Annotated in this window: 22 protein-coding genes; 5 read left to right on the forward strand and 17 right to left on the reverse strand. The window is 63.4% G+C overall.

Annotation, left to right across the window (positions count from 1 at the left end; translation table 11 throughout):
• Positions 1–78 precede the first annotated feature (78 nt).
• Positions 79–201, forward strand: coding sequence for a hypothetical protein (locus tag AC3WVQ_RS24440; protein ID WP_268087653.1), 123 nt, complete (start codon positions 79–81; stop codon positions 199–201).
• A gap of 53 nt (positions 202–254) precedes the next feature.
• Here the strand turns inward: AC3WVQ_RS24440 and AC3WVQ_RS24445 are convergent, their stop codons facing one another.
• Entirely contained in the window at positions 255–521 is a 267-nt protein-coding gene (locus AC3WVQ_RS24445; RefSeq protein WP_090297322.1) for a hypothetical protein, read from the reverse strand.
• A 328-nt stretch (positions 522–849) separates the two neighbouring features.
• Positions 850–1,740, reverse strand: a complete 891-nt coding sequence (locus AC3WVQ_RS24450) for a LysR family transcriptional regulator (RefSeq protein WP_112976895.1) — start codon at positions 1,738–1,740, stop codon at positions 850–852.
• A 98-nt stretch (positions 1,741–1,838) separates the two neighbouring features.
• On the opposite strand from AC3WVQ_RS24450, the gene AC3WVQ_RS24455 reads away from it, so the two are divergent.
• Positions 1,839–2,588 (forward strand): sulfite exporter TauE/SafE family protein, encoded by a 750-nt coding sequence (locus AC3WVQ_RS24455; protein ID WP_492383079.1) that lies wholly within the window; start codon positions 1,839–1,841, stop codon positions 2,586–2,588.
• A 168-nt stretch (positions 2,589–2,756) separates the two neighbouring features.
• Here the strand turns inward: AC3WVQ_RS24455 and AC3WVQ_RS24460 are convergent, their stop codons facing one another.
• Both AC3WVQ_RS24460 and AC3WVQ_RS24465 read right to left on the reverse strand, forming a co-directional pair.
• Complete coding sequence (locus AC3WVQ_RS24460) at positions 2,757–3,089, reverse strand: DMT family transporter (protein WP_034790543.1); 333 nt, start codon at positions 3,087–3,089, stop codon at positions 2,757–2,759.
• 42 nt (positions 3,090–3,131) lie between these two features.
• The gene (locus AC3WVQ_RS24465) at positions 3,132–4,055 is read right to left on the reverse strand and encodes a DMT family transporter (RefSeq protein WP_034790550.1); all 924 of its coding nucleotides are present in this window, start codon (positions 4,053–4,055) and stop codon (positions 3,132–3,134) included.
• Between the two features lie 392 nt (positions 4,056–4,447).
• Between AC3WVQ_RS24465 and AC3WVQ_RS24470 the strand changes: the two genes are divergently transcribed.
• Positions 4,448–5,365: a LysR family transcriptional regulator gene (locus AC3WVQ_RS24470; protein WP_159415985.1), complete on the forward strand. Its 918-nt coding sequence runs from the start codon at positions 4,448–4,450 to the stop codon at positions 5,363–5,365.
• Between the two features lie 421 nt (positions 5,366–5,786).
• Here the strand turns inward: AC3WVQ_RS24470 and AC3WVQ_RS24475 are convergent, their stop codons facing one another.
• The 7 genes from AC3WVQ_RS24475 to nirK form a co-directional block, all read right to left on the reverse strand.
• Positions 5,787–7,379 (reverse strand): TolC family protein, encoded by a 1,593-nt coding sequence (locus AC3WVQ_RS24475; protein ID WP_082566507.1) that lies wholly within the window; start codon positions 7,377–7,379, stop codon positions 5,787–5,789.
• Positions 7,376–9,436, reverse strand: coding sequence for an FUSC family protein (locus tag AC3WVQ_RS24480; protein WP_492383080.1), 2,061 nt, complete (start codon positions 9,434–9,436; stop codon positions 7,376–7,378). Before AC3WVQ_RS24480 ends, AC3WVQ_RS24475 begins: the two co-directional genes overlap by 4 nt.
• On the reverse strand, positions 9,414–10,478 hold the full coding sequence (gene mdtN / locus AC3WVQ_RS24485; protein WP_404527074.1) for a multidrug transporter subunit MdtN: 1,065 nt from the start codon (positions 10,476–10,478) through the stop codon (positions 9,414–9,416). The genes AC3WVQ_RS24480 and mdtN overlap by 23 nt, the downstream gene beginning before the upstream one ends.
• Positions 10,475–10,789 (reverse strand): YtcA family lipoprotein, encoded by a 315-nt coding sequence (locus tag AC3WVQ_RS24490; RefSeq protein ID WP_234824515.1) that lies wholly within the window; start codon positions 10,787–10,789, stop codon positions 10,475–10,477. The genes mdtN and AC3WVQ_RS24490 overlap by 4 nt, the downstream gene beginning before the upstream one ends.
• Before the next feature lie 184 nt (positions 10,790–10,973).
• Positions 10,974–11,621 (reverse strand): Crp/Fnr family transcriptional regulator, encoded by a 648-nt coding sequence (locus tag AC3WVQ_RS24495; RefSeq protein ID WP_082566519.1) that lies wholly within the window; start codon positions 11,619–11,621, stop codon positions 10,974–10,976.
• 175 nt (positions 11,622–11,796) lie between these two features.
• The gene (locus tag AC3WVQ_RS24500) at positions 11,797–12,714 is read right to left on the reverse strand and encodes an SUMF1/EgtB/PvdO family nonheme iron enzyme (protein ID WP_051659201.1); all 918 of its coding nucleotides are present in this window, start codon (positions 12,712–12,714) and stop codon (positions 11,797–11,799) included.
• 102 nt (positions 12,715–12,816) lie between these two features.
• On the reverse strand, positions 12,817–13,953 hold the full coding sequence (gene nirK, locus AC3WVQ_RS24505; RefSeq protein WP_192339580.1) for a copper-containing nitrite reductase: 1,137 nt from the start codon (positions 13,951–13,953) through the stop codon (positions 12,817–12,819).
• A 338-nt stretch (positions 13,954–14,291) separates the two neighbouring features.
• Between nirK and AC3WVQ_RS24510 the strand changes: the two genes are divergently transcribed.
• A complete protein-coding gene (locus AC3WVQ_RS24510; protein WP_060521139.1) occupies positions 14,292–15,515 on the forward strand; it encodes an NnrS family protein in 1,224 nt (407 codons plus the stop codon).
• 68 nt (positions 15,516–15,583) lie between these two features.
• On the opposite strand, the gene AC3WVQ_RS24515 is transcribed toward AC3WVQ_RS24510, so the two are convergent.
• The 4 genes from AC3WVQ_RS24515 to AC3WVQ_RS24530 all read right to left on the reverse strand — a co-directional run bounded on the left by AC3WVQ_RS24515 (position 15,584) and on the right by AC3WVQ_RS24530 (position 18,201).
• Positions 15,584–15,910, reverse strand: a complete 327-nt coding sequence (locus AC3WVQ_RS24515) for a metal-sulfur cluster assembly factor (RefSeq protein WP_034790566.1) — start codon at positions 15,908–15,910, stop codon at positions 15,584–15,586.
• Positions 15,897–16,427 (reverse strand): DUF2249 domain-containing protein, encoded by a 531-nt coding sequence (locus tag AC3WVQ_RS24520; protein WP_492383081.1) that lies wholly within the window; start codon positions 16,425–16,427, stop codon positions 15,897–15,899. Before AC3WVQ_RS24520 ends, AC3WVQ_RS24515 begins: the two co-directional genes overlap by 14 nt.
• On the reverse strand, positions 16,408–17,787 hold the full coding sequence (locus tag AC3WVQ_RS24525) for a hypothetical protein (RefSeq protein WP_492383082.1): 1,380 nt from the start codon (positions 17,785–17,787) through the stop codon (positions 16,408–16,410). Before AC3WVQ_RS24525 ends, AC3WVQ_RS24520 begins: the two co-directional genes overlap by 20 nt.
• A gap of 135 nt (positions 17,788–17,922) precedes the next feature.
• The gene (locus tag AC3WVQ_RS24530; protein ID WP_192339585.1) at positions 17,923–18,201 is read right to left on the reverse strand and encodes a DUF2249 domain-containing protein; all 279 of its coding nucleotides are present in this window, start codon (positions 18,199–18,201) and stop codon (positions 17,923–17,925) included.
• Between the two features lie 224 nt (positions 18,202–18,425).
• Between AC3WVQ_RS24530 and hemN the strand changes: the two genes are divergently transcribed.
• Positions 18,426–19,778 carry an oxygen-independent coproporphyrinogen III oxidase gene (hemN, locus tag AC3WVQ_RS24535; protein ID WP_492383083.1) on the forward strand — a complete coding sequence of 451 codons (1,353 nt, stop codon included), beginning with the start codon at positions 18,426–18,428 and terminating at the stop codon, positions 19,776–19,778.
• Positions 19,779–20,239: 461 nt separating this feature from the next.
• On the opposite strand, the gene AC3WVQ_RS24540 is transcribed toward hemN, so the two are convergent.
• Both AC3WVQ_RS24540 and AC3WVQ_RS24545 read right to left on the reverse strand, forming a co-directional pair.
• Positions 20,240–22,141 (reverse strand): nitric oxide reductase activation protein NorD, encoded by a 1,902-nt coding sequence (locus AC3WVQ_RS24540; protein ID WP_492383084.1) that lies wholly within the window; start codon positions 22,139–22,141, stop codon positions 20,240–20,242.
• A gap of 8 nt (positions 22,142–22,149) precedes the next feature.
• Positions 22,150–22,962, reverse strand: a complete 813-nt coding sequence (locus AC3WVQ_RS24545; RefSeq protein ID WP_060521135.1) for a CbbQ/NirQ/NorQ/GpvN family protein — start codon at positions 22,960–22,962, stop codon at positions 22,150–22,152.
• Positions 22,963–22,996: the final 34 nt, after the last annotated feature.

The following is a 22,996-nucleotide window of genomic DNA, read 5'->3' on the forward strand; positions in this document are numbered from 1 at the left end:
CCGAGCTGTCTCCCATATGCGACGAGCCCGGCCTCTCCTCCCGGCGGGCTCGACAACAACGACCCAGGAAGAATAAAAATGAACTATAATGGACGCCTATCGGGCAACTCCTTCGCTGCGCATAACCTGCGCGATCGCCTGGCGGCCGACGGTCTCGCCTATCTGGTCGCGCTGATGCCCGTATTCCTGTTGCTCTGCTAAGCTCGACTGCCGCGTTTCAGGACGCCTGTCGTGGACGCGCTCTGTTCGCGGCCTCAAAGCCACCTTCGGCGCAAGAAAGATCCCCATTCGGCTTCAATTCTCAGCTTTCGGAGGCGATCGCCGCTTGTGACGTGCGCGGCGTAGGAATTGGTAAAGGTGACGAGCAGGATGCGCGCCATCTTCGGATCTCCTTCGGTTCGCTCAAGTTCGTCGGCGATCTCTCGGTAGAGAGCTTCGCTCGACGTGGGCTCGGCGATACGCCGTTCCGCCATCTCTAGCATCCGTTCGACAAAGGCGAGATCGATCACATAGGCCGGCATCGATTTTCCGATCCTGATGATGCCCCGCTGCCTGCAGAAGAGGTCCGGCATGGTGTCTCGTGCGTGGGAACGCACGGGCGGTCCGTCTGAGAGAAGGTGGGAGTCCGGGGCGTGTCCTGTCCTGTTCGGAAAAGTATCATGCTCCATCTCCTTCTCACGCTATAGGCCCGGAAAGGATCGGGCCGAACGATATCCCTATGGGAGCCCAACCGCCAAAGGCGCGAAGAGTTCCAAGGGAAAATCAATTTTTGCGATCAAAGGCCGCCTTCGCGCGACGACGCCAAACGCATGGAAGGGAGCGCGTGAGACTACCGGCGCGTTTCTAAGGTCAATGCGAACCGCTCGAGCCCAGATGCTCGAACAGGTCTCGCGCCGGCGGGGACAGTTCCTCTTCCGCGCGCACGCAGACGGACAGCCGCCGCGTCGCCCAGTCATCAGCAAGGCGCACGAACGCGGTCTTGGCAGATCTGCCGCCGCGCCGTGCCGCCGTCTCCGGCATGATGGCAAGGCCGACACCCGCCGAAACCATGTGACACATGCCTTCGAAGCTACGCATGCGCGAGCGCATCTTCAGCGTCAGCCCCAATCTCCGAGCTTGTGCATCGATATGGCTCTGCAATGCGCCATCGGACAGGCCGACGAAAGGCTGGTCCGCAATGTCGGCGAAGAGTGCTCGCCTGCGTGCCGCGAATACGTGATCGCGTGGGATGACGACGACGAGCCGGTCGACGGCAAAGGGACGCAGTTGCAGGCCGCCAGTATCGACCGCGTCCGAAAGAATGCCGATCTCCACGAGGTCGGCGGCGACGGCTCTCGCGATCTCGATGCTTTGCCGTTCCTTCAGATCGACGTCGATCCGCGGATGCGCCGTCATCCAGGCGCCGAGCCGCTGTGGCAGAAACTCTGTGAGTGCGGCGGTGTTCACCGCAAGCCGGATTGTTGCTCGAAGGCCATCGGCGTGTTCACCAAGCTCGCCGCGCATCCGCGCCATCTGGCGCAGGATCAGCCGGGCGTGATGCGCGAGCGCTTCTCCGGCCGGTGTCGGCCGCACCCCGCGGCGACCACGTTCGAGCAGTTTGACTTTGCCGATCATCTCCATGTCGCGCAGACGTTCACTTGCCGCCGGCAACGAAAGCCCGGCATCCGCAGCACCATGGGTCATGCTGCCGGCATCCACCACGGCAAGAAACAGACGAAGGTCGATAAGATCGAAACGCATGCAAAGGAGGCTAACGGAAAAGCAGCCTTCGGACCAGCCGAAGTCTGACTGCGGATGATCCGCATTGTGCCGATGCGGGTATACGCTATGCCGATGGCATGCTCGATCTTGCTCCGTCCCTCGTCGTTGCGATTGCCGCAACTTTCTTCGCCGCCGGCATCCTCAAGGGCGTCACCGGCATGGGGTTGCCGACCCTGGCGATGGGCGTGCTCGGTACGCTCATCTCTCCACTTGCGGCCGCCAGCCTGTTGATTGCCCCGTCCTTCGTGACAAATGTCTGGCAGCTTCTCGCGGGCCCGAGCTTCGGCGCGCTTGCGCTCCGGCTTTGGCCGATGATGCTGGCGGTCGTTCTTGGCACGCTCAGCGGTGCTTCGGTGCTTGCCGGTGGCAGCACCGCGCTCACGACGGGCGCACTTGGTGCGGCCCTCCTTCTCTACGCCGCCTTCACGCTCTTTGCGCGCCAGCTTCGCGTTCCGGCGAAGTGGGAGCCGTGGCTGTCTCCCGTGGTCGGCGCGGCAACCGGGATCGTCACGGGCGCAACCGGCGTCTTCGTCATCCCGGCCGTGCCCTATCTGCAGGCGCTAGGTCTTGAACGGGACGAACTGGTGCAGGCGCTCGGCCTCTCCTTCACCGTCTCCACAGTCGCCCTCACCGCCGGGCTCGTCTGGCAGGGCGCTTTCGAGGCCGATAATCTGCTTTTCTCCGGCCTCGCGATTGCGCCGTCGCTCGCTGGCATGTGGGCGGGGCAAGTCGTTCGCAACCGTGTCGACCCGCCCGTATTCCGGCGCTGGTTCCTCATCAGTCTGCTCGTCCTCGGCGCCGAAATGCTTGCGCGGCCGCTTCTGTAGGTCCTCGCCCAGTCCGTGGTTTGGTCATCTTGGGACGGAAAACTGCCGCTACGGGACCCCTTACGCAAGACGCGGATCGCGCTGGCTGACGTTCCCAAGAGCTTTGCTGAGGAACATCGATCAATATATTGAAGAAACTACGTTTTAATGCCGACTCCGGCCCGGAATTCAGGCCGGCACGATCTTCAGCGCGATGACACCGCCGGCGATCACCAGCATTGCGGTTGCCCGCGAGACTGTGATGGTTTCTCCAAAGAGCAGCACACCGCAGAGCACGGAACCGACGGCGCCGATGCCGGTCCAGACCGCGTAGGCTGTTCCGAGCGGCAAGGTCTTGAGCGCCTGGGTGAGCAGGGACAGAAAGATCACCAGGGCAACGATCGAGACCAGCGTCCAGGACAGGCGGCTGTAACCGTTCGAGAACTTGGTGCTGACGGCCCAGGCGACGTCTGCAACGCCGGATAGCACGAGGTAGATCCAGGCAAGCGATGTGGATGACATGGCAATTCTCCAGGGTTCGGCAGATCGCGATCGGTTGCGGCTTCAGACGAGTTTAATAACGGCGACACCGGCCAACAGCAGCACCACGCCGCCCAGGCGCAGCCCCGACACGGACCTCTGCGGCAGACGGAACCAGCCATAGCGATCGACGAAGACACTTGCGACCTGCTGGCCGGCCACGGTGAGACCAACCGCCGCGGCCGCACCAATCGCTGGGATTGCGGTAAAGACCGTGGTGACATAGGTCGCTCCGGCGAGACCACCGAGCCAACCCCACCAGGGCATCGTCTGCACGCCGGTGATGTTGGGACGGGATGTCTTTTGCCCGGCGAGCACCAGAAGCATCACCGCGGCCATGGCGAGCGTGGCGACGAGAAACGAGATCGCACCCACCGCGAACGGCGCACCCCCGAGATCATGGCGCAGGAGCGCATTGACGGCACCCTGGACCGGGAGCACGGCCCCTGCCATCAGCGCAAGGGCAATCCAGCCAAGCCGGTCGACTTTAACATTGTCTTTTCCGCCTTGCCCGAACACCACCATAGCAACCCCGAGGAGCACGACGAGCGTGCCAACGGCGGCCCCGACCCGCAGTCCCGTCGGCGGAACGCCCAGCAAGCCGAAACTATCGAGCGTCAGGGAGGCGAGCATCTGTCCGGCTATGAACAATCCGACGGAAACGACGGCGCCAAGGCGGGGGAAGAGAACGATGGTCGAGACGACATAGACGGCTGAGGCGGTGCCTCCGACGAGATGCCACCACTTGACCGCGGGAATTGCACCAAGCGCGGCGATTGTTCCCGTCAGGAGGGTGACGAGAAGCAGCAGACCGGTACCAATCGCGAGCTGAAGTGTGGTCGCCGCAAAAGGCGATCCGACAGCTTTGGAAAGTTGTGCGTTGGCACCCGCCTGGACAGCGAGCAGACCACCCGCAAACAAGGCCAATGGGACGAACAGGGTCTCCATGACGGGACCTCCTTGATGAGAATGAGTTGAAAATGGAGGAAGGGTTGGTCAGGTGGATGCGCTCTGGTGCGCCCGGACCTGAGGAAGGTGCGGGACGGTCGGGTGATCACTCGTCTCAGGCACCAGATCGCTGAAGAATGGGATCATCTTGCGTCGCTCCACCGATCGGCCCATCCGATCGTGACACCATCTTTAGACGGTGCTCGGTTGCAGAACGATCTGTCGTTTCGCCTACTGCCTCTGCATATTTGCACAGCCGCTTCAATGACGGTACCACAGCGAATAAGGCGTTTGACCGTGGAGCTCGATTGCGCAGAGCGATTGACAATACGCGGTGATAGCGGTGCAAATTCGCTCATCCGATGAACAACCTGTCTTAGGTTTGCCCAATCATGCACAGCCATCACCGTATCGACTGGGAAGACCTCCGCTTCGTTCTGGCAGTCGCGGAGGCGAACTCCCTTGCTGCTGCTGCCCGGGCGCTTGGCGTCAATCACACAACAGTGTTAAGGCGTGTCGGGTCGTTCGAACAGAAGCTCGGGGTCCGGCTGTTTGACCGCCTCCCGTCCGGCTACATGCTCACCGCCGGCGGCGAGGAGCTGCTGGCCGTGGCCCGGCAGATGGCTGAAACGGTCACGGAGCTCGAGCGCCGCTTGACGGGTCAGGATCTGCGGCTCGAGGGTAGCCTGCGGATCACCACCACGGATACGCTGATGGCGTCCATCCTGCCGTCGATCCTGGCGGATTTCCGTCAACGCCATCCCGGCGTCCTGCTCGAGGTCAGCACCTCGAATGCGCTCGCAAACCTCTCGCATCGCGACGCGGACGTTGCCATCCGCCCCGCGGTCGATTCACCGGATGCATTGGTCGGTCGCCGGATCGCGAAGGTCGCTTTCGCCGTCTATGCGGCGCCGTCCTATCTCGATGTGCGGGAGCTGACAGCCGACACGCTGGACATTGCAGGGGAGCACTGGATCGGGCTTGGCGACGCGCTTGCGTCCACGAGCGTGGCACGATGGATGCGCGCGACGCTCGTGGCACCCGCGGTCTTGCGTTGCGATTCGCTGGTCACGGCCCGCGAGGCGGCAAAGGCCGGCATCGGTCTTGCGGCCCTGCCCTGTTATCTCGGAGACACGACGCCCGGTCTCATCCGCATCGGCGCACCGGTTGCCGATATGACGAGAGAGCTTTGGCTTCTCACACACGAGGATCTGCGGCGCACGGCCCGCGTCAGCGCCTTCACCGAGTTTGTTGGCGAGGCGCTCGCGAAACATCGGCCGCTCCTCGAAGGCAACAAGCCCTCCACTTAGAAGTTCCCCCGGGAACGGCCAATGCGGACGGAGCGCTTAAGATCGCTTTAAATCCAGTTGATCAGGGACACGTCAGATGCCAAGCTCAGTTTGCGAAACCTATCCCGGAATATGCGAAAAAAGCCGCCTGAAGTATCCGCGGCCACCCCGCCTCCTGCGTGCTGCCAACCAGAACCTCCGAGGTGCGCCACGGCCGATATCGTTCGCGCCGGTAGCCATTTCACTGACCGTTGAAAGCGAAAGCGCTTCGGCAATCCGGATCGGATCGGCTATCTCGATGCTGGGATTGCTCGTTCTTGCCGCGTACGCCGGGACGACGGCCGTTGCAGGCATTCTTGCCGGCGGATTCGATGGACTGTTGATCGAGGCGTCGTCGAACCTCTGGTGAGTTCGGCACTGGGCGACCCGTCGCCTCAGGCCGTCAGAAGCGATTGACCGCATTGCGGTTCGTCAACGTTCCCGTTGCAAAAGCAAGGCTTGCCGCGGCGACAAGCGTGTCGCTGTAGGCGGTCGCCTTTGCGACTTTCGCCTGGAGCAACGCCGTCTGCGCGATGCTGACATCGGTGATCGTGCCCAGGCCCTGCTTGTAGTAGTCGACCGCAGCATCGTAGGTCGTCTGAGCGGCCGTCGTCAGCTCGCTTGCGGCCGCATAGCCGGCCAGGCTGGTGCGCAGCAGATCATAGGCGACGACGACTTCCCGCGCCGCAGTGTTTTGCAACTGCGCCATCTCCTGCTCGGCAGCGCCGACCTGCGCCATCGCCGACTGCAACCGCGCGTCGCGCAGCCCGCCATCGTAAATCGGGAAGCTCAGGCCGATCATCAGGTTGGCGTTCGGCTGGTTGACGCGGATCGTCGAGCGCTGGTCGAAGCGGGTGTCTTCGACGCTGAGCGAGCCGATATTGCGGTTCACGTTGCCCACCAGCGCGACCTTCGGCATGAACTCCGCGCGGGCGGCCGCAATACCGTTCTTGTCGGCCTGCAGGCGGGCAAAAGCCGCCTGCACATCCGGGCGACGCTGGAGCGATGTCGCAATCAGCCGGTTGAGGTCCTCGGGCACAGCCTTCGGCAGAGCACGATTGCTGCCGTCGGCGATGCGGATCTCGAGCGTTGGCGAGACCCCGACCGCTTCGAGAAGCGTCATATAGGCATTGCGCTCGTGCCCTTGCGATTGGGTCAGGTTGAAGCGCGCCTGCGCCACTTGCTGGTTTGCCTGCGCGACTTCGATCGATGTGGCGATGCCGCGACCCATGCGCGCCTTGGCGGCTGCCTGGACAAGCTCGGCATTCTGCACCGTCTGGCGGGCGATCTTCAGCTGAACACGCGCCGCCGTCAGGACGAAATAGGCGTTGGAAACATCGAAGATCAGCTTCTGGTGCGTACCGTTGAAGGTCACGTTTGCGGCAAACGCCAATTGCGTTGCCGCCTCTCTCCCCGCATCCCGCCCGCCGAAATCGAGAAGCAGCCACTTGACCGTAAGGGATGGAATGAACTGCGCGCCAGTTGTCGTCAGCGTGCCGGGGGCGATCGGTATGGGACCGCCGATGCCGGGCGCAGTCGCCGACGTCTGCTCCAGACCGGCGAGTACATCGGCCGTCAGGAGAGGCAGGTACACCGCTTCGGTGATGCCGACGGCAATCGCCGCCTGCCGGGCGCGCTGCCAGGCGGCACGGGTGATCGGATTGGTTCGCTGGGCGATATCGACCAGTTCCGGCAAGCTGTAATCGTGTTTCGGATCGATCGACGGCGTCGCGATCGTAATCGGGATCTCAGGGTTCGGCGCGAGAGAGAAATCCGGCGCGCCGGCACTCACCTTCGAGGCGTCCTTGGTGCCCGTTCCCGAAACGGCCGGCCGGTCGGCGCTCGGTGGCGCCAGATCATCGAGTGCAGCGGACGTGCAGGCTGCCGGGATCGACAATGCGCCAAGGAGAAGAGAGCCTCGGGCAGCACGGCACATGCTTCGGCAAAGGGCGATCACCCCTACCGAAACCCACCTCGCCCCCGCAGAAACCATCATTCCAAGGCATCCCCCGCTGCCAGCCGCCGAACCACAGTCTCGATCTTCTCGTAGAGTGCAAGCCTCCAGGCGAGCTCGTCGCGAATTCGCCGGGGAAAACCTCCGGCATGTATGCTTGCCTTCCGGGCGCGGGCGAGACGCGCTTTCAGCCGCCGAAGCGCCAGGGCCAGATCCGCACTGGGCTTCGGCCGGTGCCATGCCTCTAATCCCTCGGCCTGATCGTTCAGCCATTGCGCCACCGCGTGTTCATAGCCGAGAACCGCGCGCTTCAGCGGCGTCGGCGCGCCCCGCAACGGACCGAAGGCCCGGTCGTGTTCGCGCAATTCGACGATCGGGGCGGCCAGTTCCTGCAGGCTGAGGGCAATGCGCTCCGTCGTCCGGGCATCGATGTCTCCCCGCCGCACGTTTGCAGGCTCGAAACGCAGCAGTTCACTCTGGCGCAATGCGCCAGCGACACCGCTGATCAGGTCGGCATAGTCGCCGGTGGGGCCGCCGCGGCGCGCTAACAGATTGGCAAGCGTGGCACCGCTCGTAGCAAGGCTCTTGCGTATTCCCTGCCCGATGCTGACCGGCCAGATCGTCGAGAAAACGACCGAAACGACGATGTTGCCGAAGACGATGCCGATGATGCGATCCCGCGCCTCGTTGAGATCCAGACTCGGGCCGAAGCCGTGCAGCACGACGAGAAAAAAGCAGAGCGCCATCTGCCAGCCGATATAGGAAATGCGCTCCGAGCCGACGGAGATCCATGCCGCAATGAGGCTGACCGCACCGACAAGAAAGGCGAGCTGGCCGATATCCGTCATGTGCGGCACGAGCCAGATCGTCGAGCCAATCGCCACGGCGCCGCCAAGGAGGCAGCCCGTCAGCCGCAGTGCCAGCTTGTGCATGGTCTCGCCCGTCGTTCCAAGCGCTACCATGAAACAGGTGATCAGGGCGGTGTGGATCGCAAACCAATCGAGGGCCGTGTAGGTGATGTAGGTGATCATCACCGCAAGCAGAGCCTTCAGCGCGAACTGCGTGTAGAGCGGATTGCTGAAAGCATCCGGCAGGAAGAACCCTCCCTTATGCGCATCTGACACCGGCCCGGGCGGGTCTGCCTCCGATAGGATATCGACGATCCTTTCGACCTCATGCGCCGGGAGCGCATCACCGGCTTCAAAGGCGCGAAAATCGGGTGAGCTTAGCAGCGTCTGTTCCGGCGGCTTCCGCCTGCGGATCGCTTCGGCAATGCGGCGAAGAACCTCCGGCGCCGCAGCGTTTTCCCGCGGCCTTCGTTCATCAAGCGATAGGGCGAGTGCCAGCGTCAGCAAATCATAGGACGCGTCCGTCGCCGCCTGCATGCGCGGCACGTCGTGCTTGTCCATCAACGCCAGAAGCTTTGAGAACCCGGCATATTTCTTGAGCTCGCCATTGCCTTCGGCCAGCAACGTCGCAGCCACGCGTTTCGCCGCGTGGTCTCCACTGGACAGGAGCTGGCCCGCCACCTCCAACCGCTCGGCGATCGCCGAGCGTAGCCGTCGCGCCGGGCTGTGGCCGGTGATGAGATGGATCGCGATCAGGTAGACCACCGGGAAGAACACGACCACCCACATCCAAGCGAGCCCTCGGATCAGCAGTTCCGGGATCGGCACGATATCGTAGAGCGTCATGACGAAGGCAAAGACCATGGCGACCGTACCGATCGGCGGCCCGGCACGGCTTGCCTGCGTCAGGTACATGCCGCCGAAGGTAAAAAAGGCGACAAGTGCCAGGCGCAGTGCCGGTTCGTCCGCCACCACCATCAGGCAGACGATGGCCAGCAGAATTCCGATCGTCGCCCCGACAAGCAAGCCGATGGCGATCAGGATGCCGGAGCCGCCATCAGCTCTGAACGCGAAGAAGACGAGATAACAGGAGATCGCCGCTTCGGGGACCCGCAGCGCCATCGCCGTTACAGCAACCAGCGTGGTGACCAGCGCCATGCGCAGGGAAAGGTCCAGCCGGCCCGGATAGGGTTGCAATTCGTCCCAGAGGATCGACGTGTAGCGGACGCTACTTCGCGGCTGGAACAGCATCGGCGTCGTTATGCGCGGGCCCGATGACGACGACGGCGGAGGCGCCGACGCGCATCAGGTCCTCCGGCGGATTTTCAAGCCGCACATGCACGGGAAAGCGCTTGGCGACCCTCACCCAATTCAGCGAGTTGGAAACGATCGGTATGCCGAGGATCGTGGCGGAGTCTTCCGAACGCACGCCCCAGCCGACACCCTCGACCGTGCCGGAAATACGGCGCTCCGGATCCGCCATCACGAAGACATCGGCGCGGCTGCCGATGGCGATCGCCTTGAGATCTGTTTCGCGGAAGAAAGCGACGGTTTCCCATTCGGCGGTATCGATCAGAGTGAACAGCGTTTCGGCGGGAACCACGACCTTGCCGACCGTCGTGCGCAAGCCGACGATCTTGCCGTCGAAGGGCGCCCGCACGACGGTGTTCTCCAGGTCCCGCTCGGCAAGTGCTACCGTCGCGCGTGCGACATCCGCCTGGGCTTTACGGGTGTCGAGGGTACCGATCACCCGGTTGGCTCCGTGGGCCGACTGCAACGCCTGAGCAAGGCTGACTTCGGCGTCTTTGACGGCGGTTCGCGCCTCGTCAACTTGCTGCGCCGTCACGAAGCGCTTCGGCAAGAGCGGCTCCAGCCGTTCCTGTGTCTGGCGCGCAAGCAAGACATTGTTCTGAGCACGGGCGATCTGCCGGTCCGCAACGTCGGCATTGGCGCGCTCGAGATCGAGATTGCGCTCTCCCTGCGCCACTTCCGACTGCGTCGCCTTCAGTTCGGCCTGCGCCTGTTCGAGACGCAGGCGATAGGGTTCCGGATCGAGGCGGAAGAGCACGTCGCCCTTCTTCACGCTCGCATTGTTACGCACCTCGACGGAGATTATCCGGCCCGGGACGCTCGCGGCGATCGCAACCGTCGGCGCATCGATTTCAGCGACGTCCGTGCGCGGGCTGCGATCGACCTGCCAGAAAGCGAAATAGACCGCAACGGCCGCACTGGCGATGATGAGCGGGCCGAGAGTGCGTGCAACTGCACGCCGGAAGACGTCACCGGCACTCAATGCGGCGCTCCGCCAAAGGCCAGAAACCAGTAGACGATGCTGGTGGTGAGCGCGAGCGAAAGGTAGACGAGAAGCGGCACGGGCAGGTGTTCGTCGATACCGGCGTGGACGAGGATCAGCCTTGCGACAACCGTGGTGACGATACCAAGCCCGGCACAAAGCAGCCAGGCTGGAAAGTAGGACCCAAACACCACGATCGAAGGGGCAAGCGGATCCCGGGCACACCCCGCGGCCGTCAGCATCCCCACCGATAAAAGTGCGCGCCCGATCGTCCACCGCCGGCGGCCGGCACGCATGCTAAGTCGAACCACACCATCCCCCGTGTCATGGCCATTGTCATGCAATTGCCGATACTGGTGAATTACGCGAGCCGATTCAACCATTCATGGACCTGCATCACCAGGGTTCGAGAAACGACCGGTCGTTGAGGGGCTGGTGATCTGTCGTTCTTGGGACGGACGGCCTCGCCCCATGTAGAGGCAATCAAGGGTCGGGCTAGTTGTCGGCGCGCTCCGCCAGGCGCCGCAGCCCGGGAATGTCCTTCAGCGTCAGCTTCTGCCGTCCGCCGACGACCAGACCCTGCCCCTCCCAGGCGCTGAGGATGCGCGAAACCGTGTGCAGCGTTGTCCCGGTCATCTCGGCGATATCCTGGCGTGAGATCGGAAAGTCGATGCGGATGCCGCCGCTTTCGGGTTTACCAGCCTGTTCGGCGAGCCGGAGCACCGTGTGCGCGACGCGGCGCTCGACCTCTTCGGTCGACATCTCGCGGATACGGGTATGCGCCTCGTCGAGCCGCTGGCCGATGGTGTGGAGGGCATTGACCGCAAGGTGAGGATTTTTCTCGACGAAGATGTTCCAGAGCTCCGTCGGCCAGGCGAGAACCAGGCTTTCGGTCGCCGCCGTTGCGGTGCCCGGATAGTCGCTGCGCTGGAGCGCTCGGGCAAAACCGAAGAGATCGCCGGGATTGACGACCCGCACGATGATCTGCTGCCCGTCCTTGGTGACCTGTGTCACCTTCAGCCGGCCATTCAGCAGCAGGAAGAAGAAATCGGCCGTGGCCCCCTGTTCGAACACGGCTTCGTTCTGCGGCACGCGCCGCACCGTGGCGCGCGTCAGCAGCGTGTCCAGTTCCGGGTCGCTCATCTTCTGAAACAGGGGGAGCGATTTGACGAGTGTGCGATCGAGTGCAGCCACGTTGGCCCTATATCCTGCCGATTTGAAATTGCCTTTGCTCTAGCATAGTGCCGGGTCCTGCAAAAGGACCCGGCATTTATGCCCGAGCGACGGTTTTCCCAGCAATTTCATCGGCCGTCTCATCTCAGCCCGCACCGTGGAGCCGCCGTTCAAAGGCATAGAGGTAGCCCGAATACCAGCGGCCGTCGCGCACGAGCCGGAAACCGAGATTGTCGGGCGGCACGCCGACGGCGCAGCCGCCGCTTTTCGGATCCCGGATGAAGAAGCTCATCGACGCCCGGTGCTTGCCGTTGACGACGAAGATGCCGCAAGCGGGAGCCTCCTTCAGCACCTCGCCGTCGTCGCCGATCGTGACGCGGCGGTGGCAGGTCTCGGTCCATTCCCAGACATTGCCGTCGAGATCGGCAACCCCATACTCGTTCTCACCGAAGGCGCCCGTGGGCAGCGGCCTCGGGTTCTTCGCCCTCTGCCGGCTGGATTCGCGCTCGTAGTCCGCAAGCCAGCGCAGCGCCGGATTGTCCTTGGTGCCGTCGATCCCCAGCGCATCGTCGGGGAATTTGGACCCGGCGGCAAACGCCCATTGCTGGTCGGTCGGAAGGCGCCAGACCTCGCCGGTCTTCTTGGTCAGCCATGCCGCATAGTCGGTCGCGTCCGTGTAATTGACCCCGGTCATCGGCACACCCGACAGGCCGGCGCCATGGCCGCCCTCCGGCTGCTGGCAGCCGCCATCGGCGACGCAGCGCTCGTAGTCGTCGCGCGTCACCTGATACTTCATGATCTCGAGCGGCTGCTTGATGGCTGCCACCACGATCGGCGCGTCGACGGCAAAACCGTTCTTCAGGAAGTGTCCCTCCGCCCGATAGCTCATCTGTCGCGGCGCGATCGTCACGGTCACCGGCGGCCTGATCGACGGATCGATGCCGTCCTTGAGATCGTCGAACAGCCCCACCTTCGCCGAAAGCACGCCGCCGATTGCCGCCAAAAGGACGACCGGTGCTGCTAGCGAGAGGAGCGAAACCGCAGTTTTCTTGGTGGTGGGCATGGAAGGTCTCCGGGGGAAGTGGCACGCGCCGGCAAGCGCGTGCCTTTGTTCGCGCGTGGGGTCGCTGTGAGCGCGGCCCCACGATCATCCGCTGTCACCCGGCTACATCGACGCCGGCTTGACGACCGATGTCATCAGATCGTCGTTCCATTCGCCGGTCACCTTGAAGTGGCCGGCGGCACCCAGCTCGAACGCCTCGATCAGGTTGTGGTTGACGTAGGCGTACACACCCGGCTGGCGGAAGGTGTAGAAGGCAGCGCCCGCGGTTCCGCCCGGAATGAGCCAGGTTTCCTGGTCGAGATCCGGCGGGTTGCGGAACTTGCCGGTCGCCCAGACATAGTCACCATGCCCGCCGATCAGGTGCGGCCGCGTATCGCGGTTGGCCTGCGAATGGACGACGAGCACACGCTCGCCCACGGCCGCAGTCAAAGCATGGTCGCCGGTCAGCGCGCCGACCGCACCGTTGAAGACGATGTGGGTCGGGGTCAGCGTGCGCATCGCCTTGACAGCATCTTCATAGGCTTCGCCGGGGGTTTCGTACTTCTTGTAGTTCCCGGCCTCGTCCTTCGGCACGTAGAAGTCCTGCTCGCCGACATAGTAGATCTTGTCGTACGTCAGCGGCTGGCCCTTCTCGTCCTTCAGTCCGTCGCGCGGCAGCACCATGATGGCGCCGTTCATGCCCGAGGTGACGTGCCAGGGCACCATGCCCTCCGGCGCGCAATGGTAGACGAAGACGCCGGGCTTGGTCGCCTTGAAACGAAGCGTGGTTTCCTCGCCCGGGTTCACCTGGGTCAGCGCCCCGCCGCCGAGCGCACCGGTTGCTGCGTGGAAGTCGATGTTGTGCAGCAACGTGTTGGTGTCAGGGTTGATCAGCCGCAGTTCAACATAGTCGTTCTCATGCACCACCATCAGCGGACCAGGCACCGAACCGTTGAAGGTCATCGCGTGGATCTCAGTGCCCTCGCGGTCGATCACCAGCTTCTTTTCCTCGATCGTCATGGTGAACTCGACGACGCGCGGTCCGGTCTTGGCGACCTGGTCATGGGCGTGCACGAAAGGCGGCTTGACGAGGTCGACCTTCACGCGAGACAGGGTCGAGATATCGACGGGGGCAGCACCGGCTGCCGCGGCAGCGCCAGCGGCATGCGCCTGAGCGGTGTGGAGAAGCGGCGCAACCGCGCCCGCCAGGGCAGCGCCGGCAAGCATCGTCCGGCGGGTCATCTGAAGTTGTTCAGTCATCTTGCTCTCCTTCGGCGCGTTCCAGCGGCCGGGATTGGCCTTTTGCGAAACGCGCCTGTATTCAACGAGTTAGGGTGGGCGGCGCCGACTTGGGCGGCCTCACCTCCGGTCTCGACCACCGGTCCCCCAGCAGTCACTAGAGAAGTAGAACCACAGACGAATCTCGTCTTTGTCTTGGAACAAATCGTTGCGAGGAGATCGCTTTTCTTTACGCCTTGCGACGTCGGCGGTCCGACCGGGCAGCGATACTTGCGTTTTCGCAAAGAGGGCCTTCGAACCCATTGATAGATCAAGCCTCATCCGCAAGTCCGCAAGGACGCACGACGAGGAACACGACCATGTTGGACAGATTGATAAGACCGAAACCGAGCGGCGGCATTCCGCGCGGACTCTCGACCACCGGCCCGGTGCTCTTCTCCTATGGCTTTCGGCCGTTCTTCCTCGCAGCCGCCCTCTGGGCGATCGGCGCCATGGCGCTGTGGATCGCCGCACTGATTCTCGGACTAGACCTAGCCGGCGACTACGGTGCCGCCCATTGGCACGCGCATGAGATGCTGTTTGGCTTTTCCTCCGCCGTTCTCGGCGGCTTTCTGTTGACGGCGATCCCGAACTGGACGGGAAGGCTGCCGGTTTCCGGCCGACCGCTCGCTGCCCTCTTCGGACTCTGGGTCATTGGTCGGGTTGCTCTCCTGTCGAGTGGTATCATCGGCCTACCCGTCGCAGCCGCTGTCGAGGCGCTGTTTCTGCCGGTGCTGTTGCTGATCTGCGCGCGCGAGGTGATCGTCGGTCGCAAGTGGAAGGACCTCAAGGTGATCGGCGGGCTCATAATTTTGTCGGCCGCCAATATCTGGTTCCACCTCTCGGTCCTCGGCAATCTCGATGTCGACGCCGCAGCGCGGCTGGCGATCGGGGCCTACACCATGCTGATCATGATCGTCGGCGGACGCATCGTGCCGAGCTTCACTCGCAACTGGCTGAACAAAGTTGGCCGCACCGATTTCCCCGTGCCCTACAACAGGTTCGACACCGCGGCGATCCTGATTGGCGTTGCAGCGCTCGGTGCCTGGACCTTCGCGCCCGTTCACATCGTCACCGCAGCGATTGCGGTGATCGCGTGCGCCTTTCATACGGTACGGTTGCTGCGCTGGCACGGATCACCGACCTGGCCGGAGAAGCTGCTCTTCGTTCTGCACGCGGCTTACGCCTTCGTGCCGCTCGGCTTCCTGGCCATATCGGCCGGCGCGATCGAGCTCCTCAGCGACTACCCGGTCATGCATGTGCTGACCGTCGGCGTGATCGCCTTCATGATGCTCGCCGTGATGACGCGCGCCACTCGCGGCCATACCGGGCGGCCGCTGGTGGGATCGGCACTCACCAGCGCCTCCTATGTCGCGATCGCGGGCGCCGCGCTAATCCGGCCGCTGGCCGAGGTGCTGCCGGAGCATTATCATCACCTGATCGCGCTCTCTGGTGCATTGTGGATCGCGGCCTTTGTGCTGTTCACGCTCGAATACGGACCGATGCTGGTGCGCGAGCGCCGCGCGCCGCGCGCCTCACCCTGACCGGACGTCGATACCCAACGCAAAAGGCGCCGCAGATGCGGCGCCTTTTCTTTTCTAGAAGGCTGGTCCTAGAAGATGCTGCCGTGGCCAAGTTCCAACGCGCCGTCGGCGATCATGTCAGGCGTCCACGGCGGCTCGTACGTCAGCCGGACCTCGGCATATTCGACACCCGGCACATACCAGACGCAGTTCTGCACCGCTTCCTTGAGGAAGGCAGTCGCCGGGCAGCCCTTGATCGTCGTCGTCATGGTGACACGGGCAATGCCGCCCTCCTGAACGTCGATGTCATAGATCAGGCCGAGATCGACGACGTTCTTGCCCATTTCGGGGTCGATGATGATGCGCAAGGCATCGCGGATCCTCGCCTCGAGGTCCAGGGTTTCAGGCGCCGACATGGGAGCGCCTCCCACCGATGCAGATGAGGATCCGGTAGGTCTCGCCGGTCGCATCGAAATTGCCGGCCCATTTGTGGCCGCGCTTGGCGAGCTCCGGATAAAGGAACAGCGGTTCGCGCGCGAGCAAGGCGAACAGAACCTCGCCTTCGGCCATCTTCTCGGCCGCTGCCAGAATGCGCACCATAGGCTCCGGCGGATCGAGCTCCGTCAGGTCGAGCTGGCGGCTCGGGTCGGGCCAGGCGTCGAGATCCGTTTCGCTGACCGAAAGCCTGATCCCCTCGACCTCGCCTTCGGGCGTAAACAGAACCTCCCAGTCGCCATTGTCGAGCGGGCGGTCCTGATGGGTGAAGCCGCGACCCGCCATGACGCTGAAGAGCGGAACGGGCCGGAAGGTCGCGATCAGCTTCAGCGCCTGGCCCGGCGCCAGGCTGTCGACTGCATTCATGATGGCCTGGAACGGGTCGCTGCCGCCGCGCAAGTGCGGTCGGACGTCGAGTTCATAAGGATCTTGGCTCATGGGAACCTCCGTGAGGAAAAGATGGCAGAAACAGGCCTGGTCGAACAAGTCCATCAGGCAATCGAAGTTCGGCCGGAACGTTGATCAGTCGCCGTGTTCGCACGAACTCCAGGATGAGCGCATTGACGGCAATCAACTGGCCGAGGCTTGCAAAACGAAAAATAGGCGCGCTGCCGATCAGGAGGGCGAGCGAGCCAACCGCGACCGTCAGATAAAAGAGCCGGAACCAGCGAAGGGCGGACGTTTCGCTGACGAGGTCCTGGACCCTCGGGGTCGGCATGCGCCCAAGCGCCGGCCCGTAACATTCGAGCCAGGTCATGAACGGCACGATCTTGTAGAGCTGGGCGAGCCCCATGCCCGTCAGCCATCCAAAGGTGGCGAGATAAATAACGGCGCCGATAGCCTCATCAAGGCGGCCGGCCGAGAGCAGCGCGACGAAGAGTATAGCCGCGGCGACCAGTGACACGAAGGCGCCGATGCTGGCGCGGCTGTTGAGTTCGATCGCCTTGCGCCGGCGCTCCCGATAGATACGCAGGATATCGCCGACATAGATCGCGACAACGGCCGCGCCGGAACCGACGGCAAGGAGGAAAAGCGGCGAGCGACCAACGGTGCCCACGAGAATGATGGGCACTGCGGCCGCCAGAACGCTGAGGCAAAAGGCACCAAGCATGAAGACAACACGGCTGCTTGTCCGCTCTTTGTCTGGCGACAGCATGAACATGGTCAAAAGTCGATAGCTGACGCCCATGGTGGTGAAGCTCAACCAGCCGCAGAGGCCGAGGGAGGCATGAAGCGAGAGACCATCGACGGTGAGGTCGATCGCGCCCGCCGCGTCGATCAGGCCCGAGAGCACGCCAGCATAGACGCCGCCGAGCAGCATCGTGCCGAAGAGAGCGGCAAGGCCGACCGCGACGAAGCGGGCCGGTAGTGGCAGGGGGCGTGCATGCCAAAGCGTGACCGCGAAGGAAAAGCCCAGCACCGAAAAGCCAACAATCGAGAAAGCGGCGCCAAGAGGAAGCAGCGTCACGGGAACATCGATCGCACCGGAAAGACCGACGAAGCCGAGGGTCAGGGTGGTGATGCCGCCAATAAGTATCAGGAGCGCCGGCAGGGCGACGCTCGGCAAGGACAGCGGCTGGCCGACGAGAACAGGTACGAATTGCAGCAATGCGCCGGTCATCAGCAGGCTTAGCCAACCGAGAGCGACAATATGGACGAGCGCCAGCGTTTCAGGCGCCTCAAGGGCTAAGACCGGATAACCAAAGCCGAGAACCATCATGGTCTCGCCAAGGACGAGGAAAATCAGCGCGGCCGCGAAATAGGACATGGTCCAGCGGGATAGCGTGGCTGCGAACATGGTGGTTCAACCCTTGGATCACGATGGCTCTGGTCGAGCCGAACAAGCGTGATCGATTCTCGTAAGTGGGAGCGGGATGAGAGCGGAAAATGACGCTCGCTTTTTCTCACCCCGCTCTTGAAGGACACCAGGGGCTCAGTGCCCGCCGCAGCAGCAGTCACAGCCGGAGGACTGTTGCCGACCGATCTCGACTCGCCATACCTCCGGCCCCTGCTCGAGGTATTCCCAGGTGAATTCGCCCGGATAGCGGGTTTCCAGCTGGTAGTGCAGTGGACGCGGATCGTGGTCGTTAACGATGATGAAGGCGCCACCCTCGGCAAGCGCGTTCAACATGCCGAAGATTTTCGGATGGCGTTCTACCGGCGGGATCGTCCGCACATCGATAAGGGGCTTGTCGGTCTCTGCAATGGTCATGGTTGTCCGCTTCTGAGCGCCGTGGTTTGATGATGATCCGGGAAACGCCGGCGCACACGCCCCGGATTTCCGCAACCTAGCGACAGCGCCGCCGCGACATTTTGTCGAAGCGCAAACAAATCTCGCTTTGGCCTCGACCAACCCCGTCCTTGACTTTTCGCAAAGAGGTGCCTGCCAGCGCGGCCTAGAAAAGCTGTATCCATCGCCACCCAGATGAGGACGAAATGTTAGCTTCCGCGCTCCTGAAATACGGTGAAATGCGCCTGCCGCGCTACACGAGTTACCCGACCGCACCGCGCTTTGCCGCTGATGTCGACGATCGCACCTACGGCGACTGGCTGAAGGCGATCCCCGAGGGGCAGAACGTGTCGCTCTACCTGCACATCCCCTTCTGTCGTTCCATGTGCTGGTACTGCGGCTGCCACACGACGATCACCAAGAAGGACGATCCGATCCTCGACTATCTCGATGTGCTCCGAGACGAGATCCGCATGGTCGCCGATACCATTGGCCGGCCGCTTCCGGTCTCGGAGGTACATTTTGGCGGTGGCACGCCGACGATCATCGAGCCACGTGAATTCCTTGCGCTGATGACGTTGATGGGCGAGCGCTTCGCGCTGTCACCATCGGCCAATGTCGCCGTCGAGATCGATCCGCGCCGGCTGACGCTTGCCATGGCCGAGGCACTCGGCGAAGGCGGCGTTAGGCGTGCCAGCCTCGGCGTGCAGAGCTTCGATCCCGTCGTGCAGAAGGCGATCAACCGCATCCAGAGCGAGAAGCAGACGGCCGAAGCCGTCGACCATCTGCGCGGCGCGGGCATCGGTGGCATCAATTTCGACCTGATCTACGGCCTGCCGCATCAGACGGTGCGCTCCTGCGTCGAGACGGTCGAAGCGGCCGTCGCGATGCGGCCGGAACGGTTCGCGGTTTTCGGTTACGCCCATGTGCCGAGCTTCAAGAAGCACCAGCGCATGATCGACGAGAACGCGCTGCCCGACAGTGCCGCCCGCGCCGAACAGGCGATGGCGATCAGCGAAGCGCTGGTCGAAGCTGGCTACCGCCAGATCGGCCTCGATCATTTTGCGCTTCCTGACGACGATCTCGTCACCGCCCAGGAGGCCGGGCAACTCCGCCGCAACTTCCAGGGCTATACGACCGACACTTGCGAAACGCTGATCGGTTTCGGCGCTTCGGCAATCGGCCGCTCGCACTACGGTTATGTCCAGAACGAGGTCCCCCCCGGCGTCTATGCAAGCCGCATCGCATCGGGACGGCTCGCAACCACCAAGGGCTACCGACTGACCGACGAGGACCGTTTGCGCGCCGCGATCATCGAACGGCTGATGTGCGACTTCAGCACGGATATGTCCGCAATCGCCGCAGCGCATGGCCGGGACTGGCAATCGTTCGTCGACGGCAATAGCAAACTGGCCGAACTGCGAAAGGATAGCGTGATCGATATTGCTGATGGCGTCATCACGGTGCGTCCCGAGCACCGCTTCGTCATCCGCGCGGTGGCGGCGGCCTTCGATGCCTATATCGACGAGTCCCAGAGGGTGCACAGCAAGGCGGCTTGAGTGCGCTGATCGCCGGGAAGGTTTGGCTATTGCCGCGCGTTCCCGGCGCAGTCACGCCGGCAAAGCGCCGTCCGTCTCTTCCGTCATGCTCGGGCTCGACCCGAGCACTTCGTTGTTTTGTGCCACGAAATACGTTCGGATGCGCCTTGGATCCTCGCCTCAAGGGCGACGATGACGAAGTTTGGGGCAACTGCGCTCCCTGAAAACGAGCCGTTTCCAAGCTTATCGCCGGCAGCTCAGCGATACACTTTGGCAAAACTGCCCATCCAACACGTCATGCCCGGCTTTTCCGAGCATCGAGACCCAGCCTCTTCCCCCCGAGAATAGCCGCGAGCGGATCGGCAAATCCGTCCCGAATGGCCGCGAAACGGCGCACGCGCGGCTGGCAAACGGCTTCCGTTGAATCAAAGAGGCCCGGCGGTTGCCGGGCCTCTTGCTTCTCTCTCGACTTGGGGACCGCCCTACCCCACCAGATTGCGGTAGATCGCCGGCAGTGCCGCCGGCAGCCGCGAGATGTTGCCGACTACGGAATAGCCGTTCTGGCCGAACATGGCGGGCACGTAGGACTTCGCCTCCCGGTCGACCGTGACAGCGAAGGTGTTTATGCCGCTGCGCCGTGCCTCCGTGACCGCGCGACGGCTATCCTCGAGCGCAAAACGCCCCTCGTAGTGATCGATATCGTTGGGCTTGCCATCGGTCAGAACAAGCAAGAGCTTCTTGCGGTTCGGCTGCCGACGAAGCTCGGCCGAGGCATGCCGGATCGCAGCACCGATGCGGGTATAGTAGCCGGGCTTCAGTGCGGCAATGCGCGCTTCGACCAGCGGCCCCATAGCCTCGTTGAAGGCCTTCACGGTTTCCACCCGCACCCAGTCACGCCGCCTTGAGGTGAAGGTAAGGATCGAGTGGTTGTCGCCGCAGGCCGACAGCCCGTGCGCAAGGATGAGCAAAGCTTCTTTTTCCACGTCGAGCACCCGCCGGTTGTCTGACCAGGAATCGGTCGACAGCGACACGTCGACGAGGATCGTCACCGCCAGGTCGTGCACCTGCGGCCGACTCATCAGATGGATGCGGTCGCTGCCCTGGCCGCCGGCGGCGAGATCGGTGCGGGCACGCACGACCGCGTCGAGATCGAGATCGGCGCCGTCAAGTTGTGCACGCAGCATCTCGTGCCGCGGGCGCAGCACTTCGAACTGGCGCCGCACCCGGCGGATCAAGCTCCGGCTTTCCTCGGTCAGTTCGCTCCGCTCTTCCTGGGCGGAAGCCGGCATTGCCAGCACGCGGCAATGGTCCTTGAGGTAATGCCCGGTCCGGTAGTTCCATTCGGGATAGGTCAGCTCGGCCGTCAGCGGCGTCGGATCGACGGCTTCCGGCGGCAGATCGAGATCGAAGCGGAATCGCGCCGAGGGCCGTCCCTTGCGCTCGCCGAGTGTCATGTCGTCCAGTTCCTCGGCAGCCTTGCTGTCGTGGTCGTCGCTGTCGTCGCCGGGACGGTCGACGTTGACCATCTCGGCCATGGCCAGGATCTTCTCGAAGCGATTGAGGATGAACGGGCTGCGTTCGCCCTTGCGGTTCTCCGGGTTTTCGCGCACCGCCACGTGGCGCTCAACCTCGACACCCTCACTCTGCGTGCCCGCTGTCGCGGCCACATCTTCGTCGCGCACGGTCGTGGTTTCGGCCCGCAACAGCGTGTCCGGCCATAGCGGCATCGGCAGCATCGGCAGGTAGCCGGGCGGCGCACGATGCGGGAAGATCACCGGCAGCGTCGTATCTGCCTCGCCTGTGGCCCTGCGCAACAGCCGCAGGATGCGGTTTTCCAGATGCTGCTCGATCGACGGCAGAGCGCCCCGGTTCCGCTCGGCAAGGGTCGCCTCGGCCAGACGCCGATAGCGCCGCCTAAGGCCTGGGAACCGCTGGAAGACGTCCTCGACCGTTTCCAGCGCGCGCGATATCAGCGCCAGGTCACGACGGAGCGGATCGGTCTCGCTGACGGGGTCGACCGGCATCGTCGCCATATAGGCGACGAGCCAGTGATAGAGATCCTGGTTCAGGTCTTTCGTCGGAAAAATGTCGATCTCGCCCGGCAGCATCAAGGACGCGTGGTCACGCGCCGGCTGGACGAGCTTCTCTTCGCCAAGTCCCATGCGCTGCCGCCACCGCAAGCGATGGGTCGACGTGCGCCCGCGGGCGGGCACGATCTGCACCGCTGGCTCGCCGCCATGTCCGCGAAAGCAAACGCCGAGCACCGGCAGCATGTCGGCGAGCTTCACCGCCTCCTCCGGATAACGCCGCCAGGTTCTGGTGTTGCCGACGAAACGGTGCCAGGCTCGTCCGACGGTTTCTTCGAGCTCGAGGAAATCAAGCATGGCTCACCTCAGGCGATCAGAGAACCGGCCACTTCGAGAAGTGCTGAGCGCACATCCGGTTCGTCGGTCAGAGGCTCGATCATCGCGGCCCGCACCGCATCCTTCACCGGCATTCCGGCATCAATCAGCGAGGCGCAATAGACGAGCAGCCGGGTCGACACGCCTTCTTCGAGATCATGCCCTTTCAGAGCGCGCAGGCGCTGCGCGAGGTTGACGAGCGGCGCCACCTGGCTCTCCAGCAGTCCGCTCTCTTGCGAAACGACTGAAATCTCGGCGTTGCGCGGCAGGAAATCGAACTCGATCGCCACGAAGCGCTGACGGGTGCTCGGCTTCAGGCTCTTCAAAAGGTTCTGGTAGCCGGGATTGTAGGACACGATCAGCATGAAGCTCGACGGTGCTTCGAGCAGTTCGCCGGTCCGTTCAAGCGGTAACATGCGGCGGTCGTCGGTCAGTGGATGCAGGACGACGGCCACGTCCTTGCGGGCTTCCACGATCTCGTCGAGATAGCAGACGCCGCCGTTGCGCACGGCCCGGGTCAGGGGGCCGTCGACCCAGACGGTGTCGCCACCCTTGAGCAGATAGCGACCGGTAAGGTCGGCGGCGGCCAGATCGTCATGGCAGGAAACGGTCGAAAGCGGCAGGCCGAGCTTCGCCGCCATGTGGCTGACGAAGCGGGTCTTGCCGCATCCTGTCGGTCCCTTCAGAAGCAGCGGCAGCTGGCGCACCCAGGCGCTTTCGAACAGCGCGCATTCATTGCCGGAGGGGCTGTAGGCGGGGATATCGAGCGCCGCGCGACTGACGGCAGATTGGACAGGGCTCATGGCAAGTCTCCATGCTGGGAATTTTTGGGGAGAT

The organism is Ensifer sp. EB106-05-01-XG146, assembly GCF_058791875.1.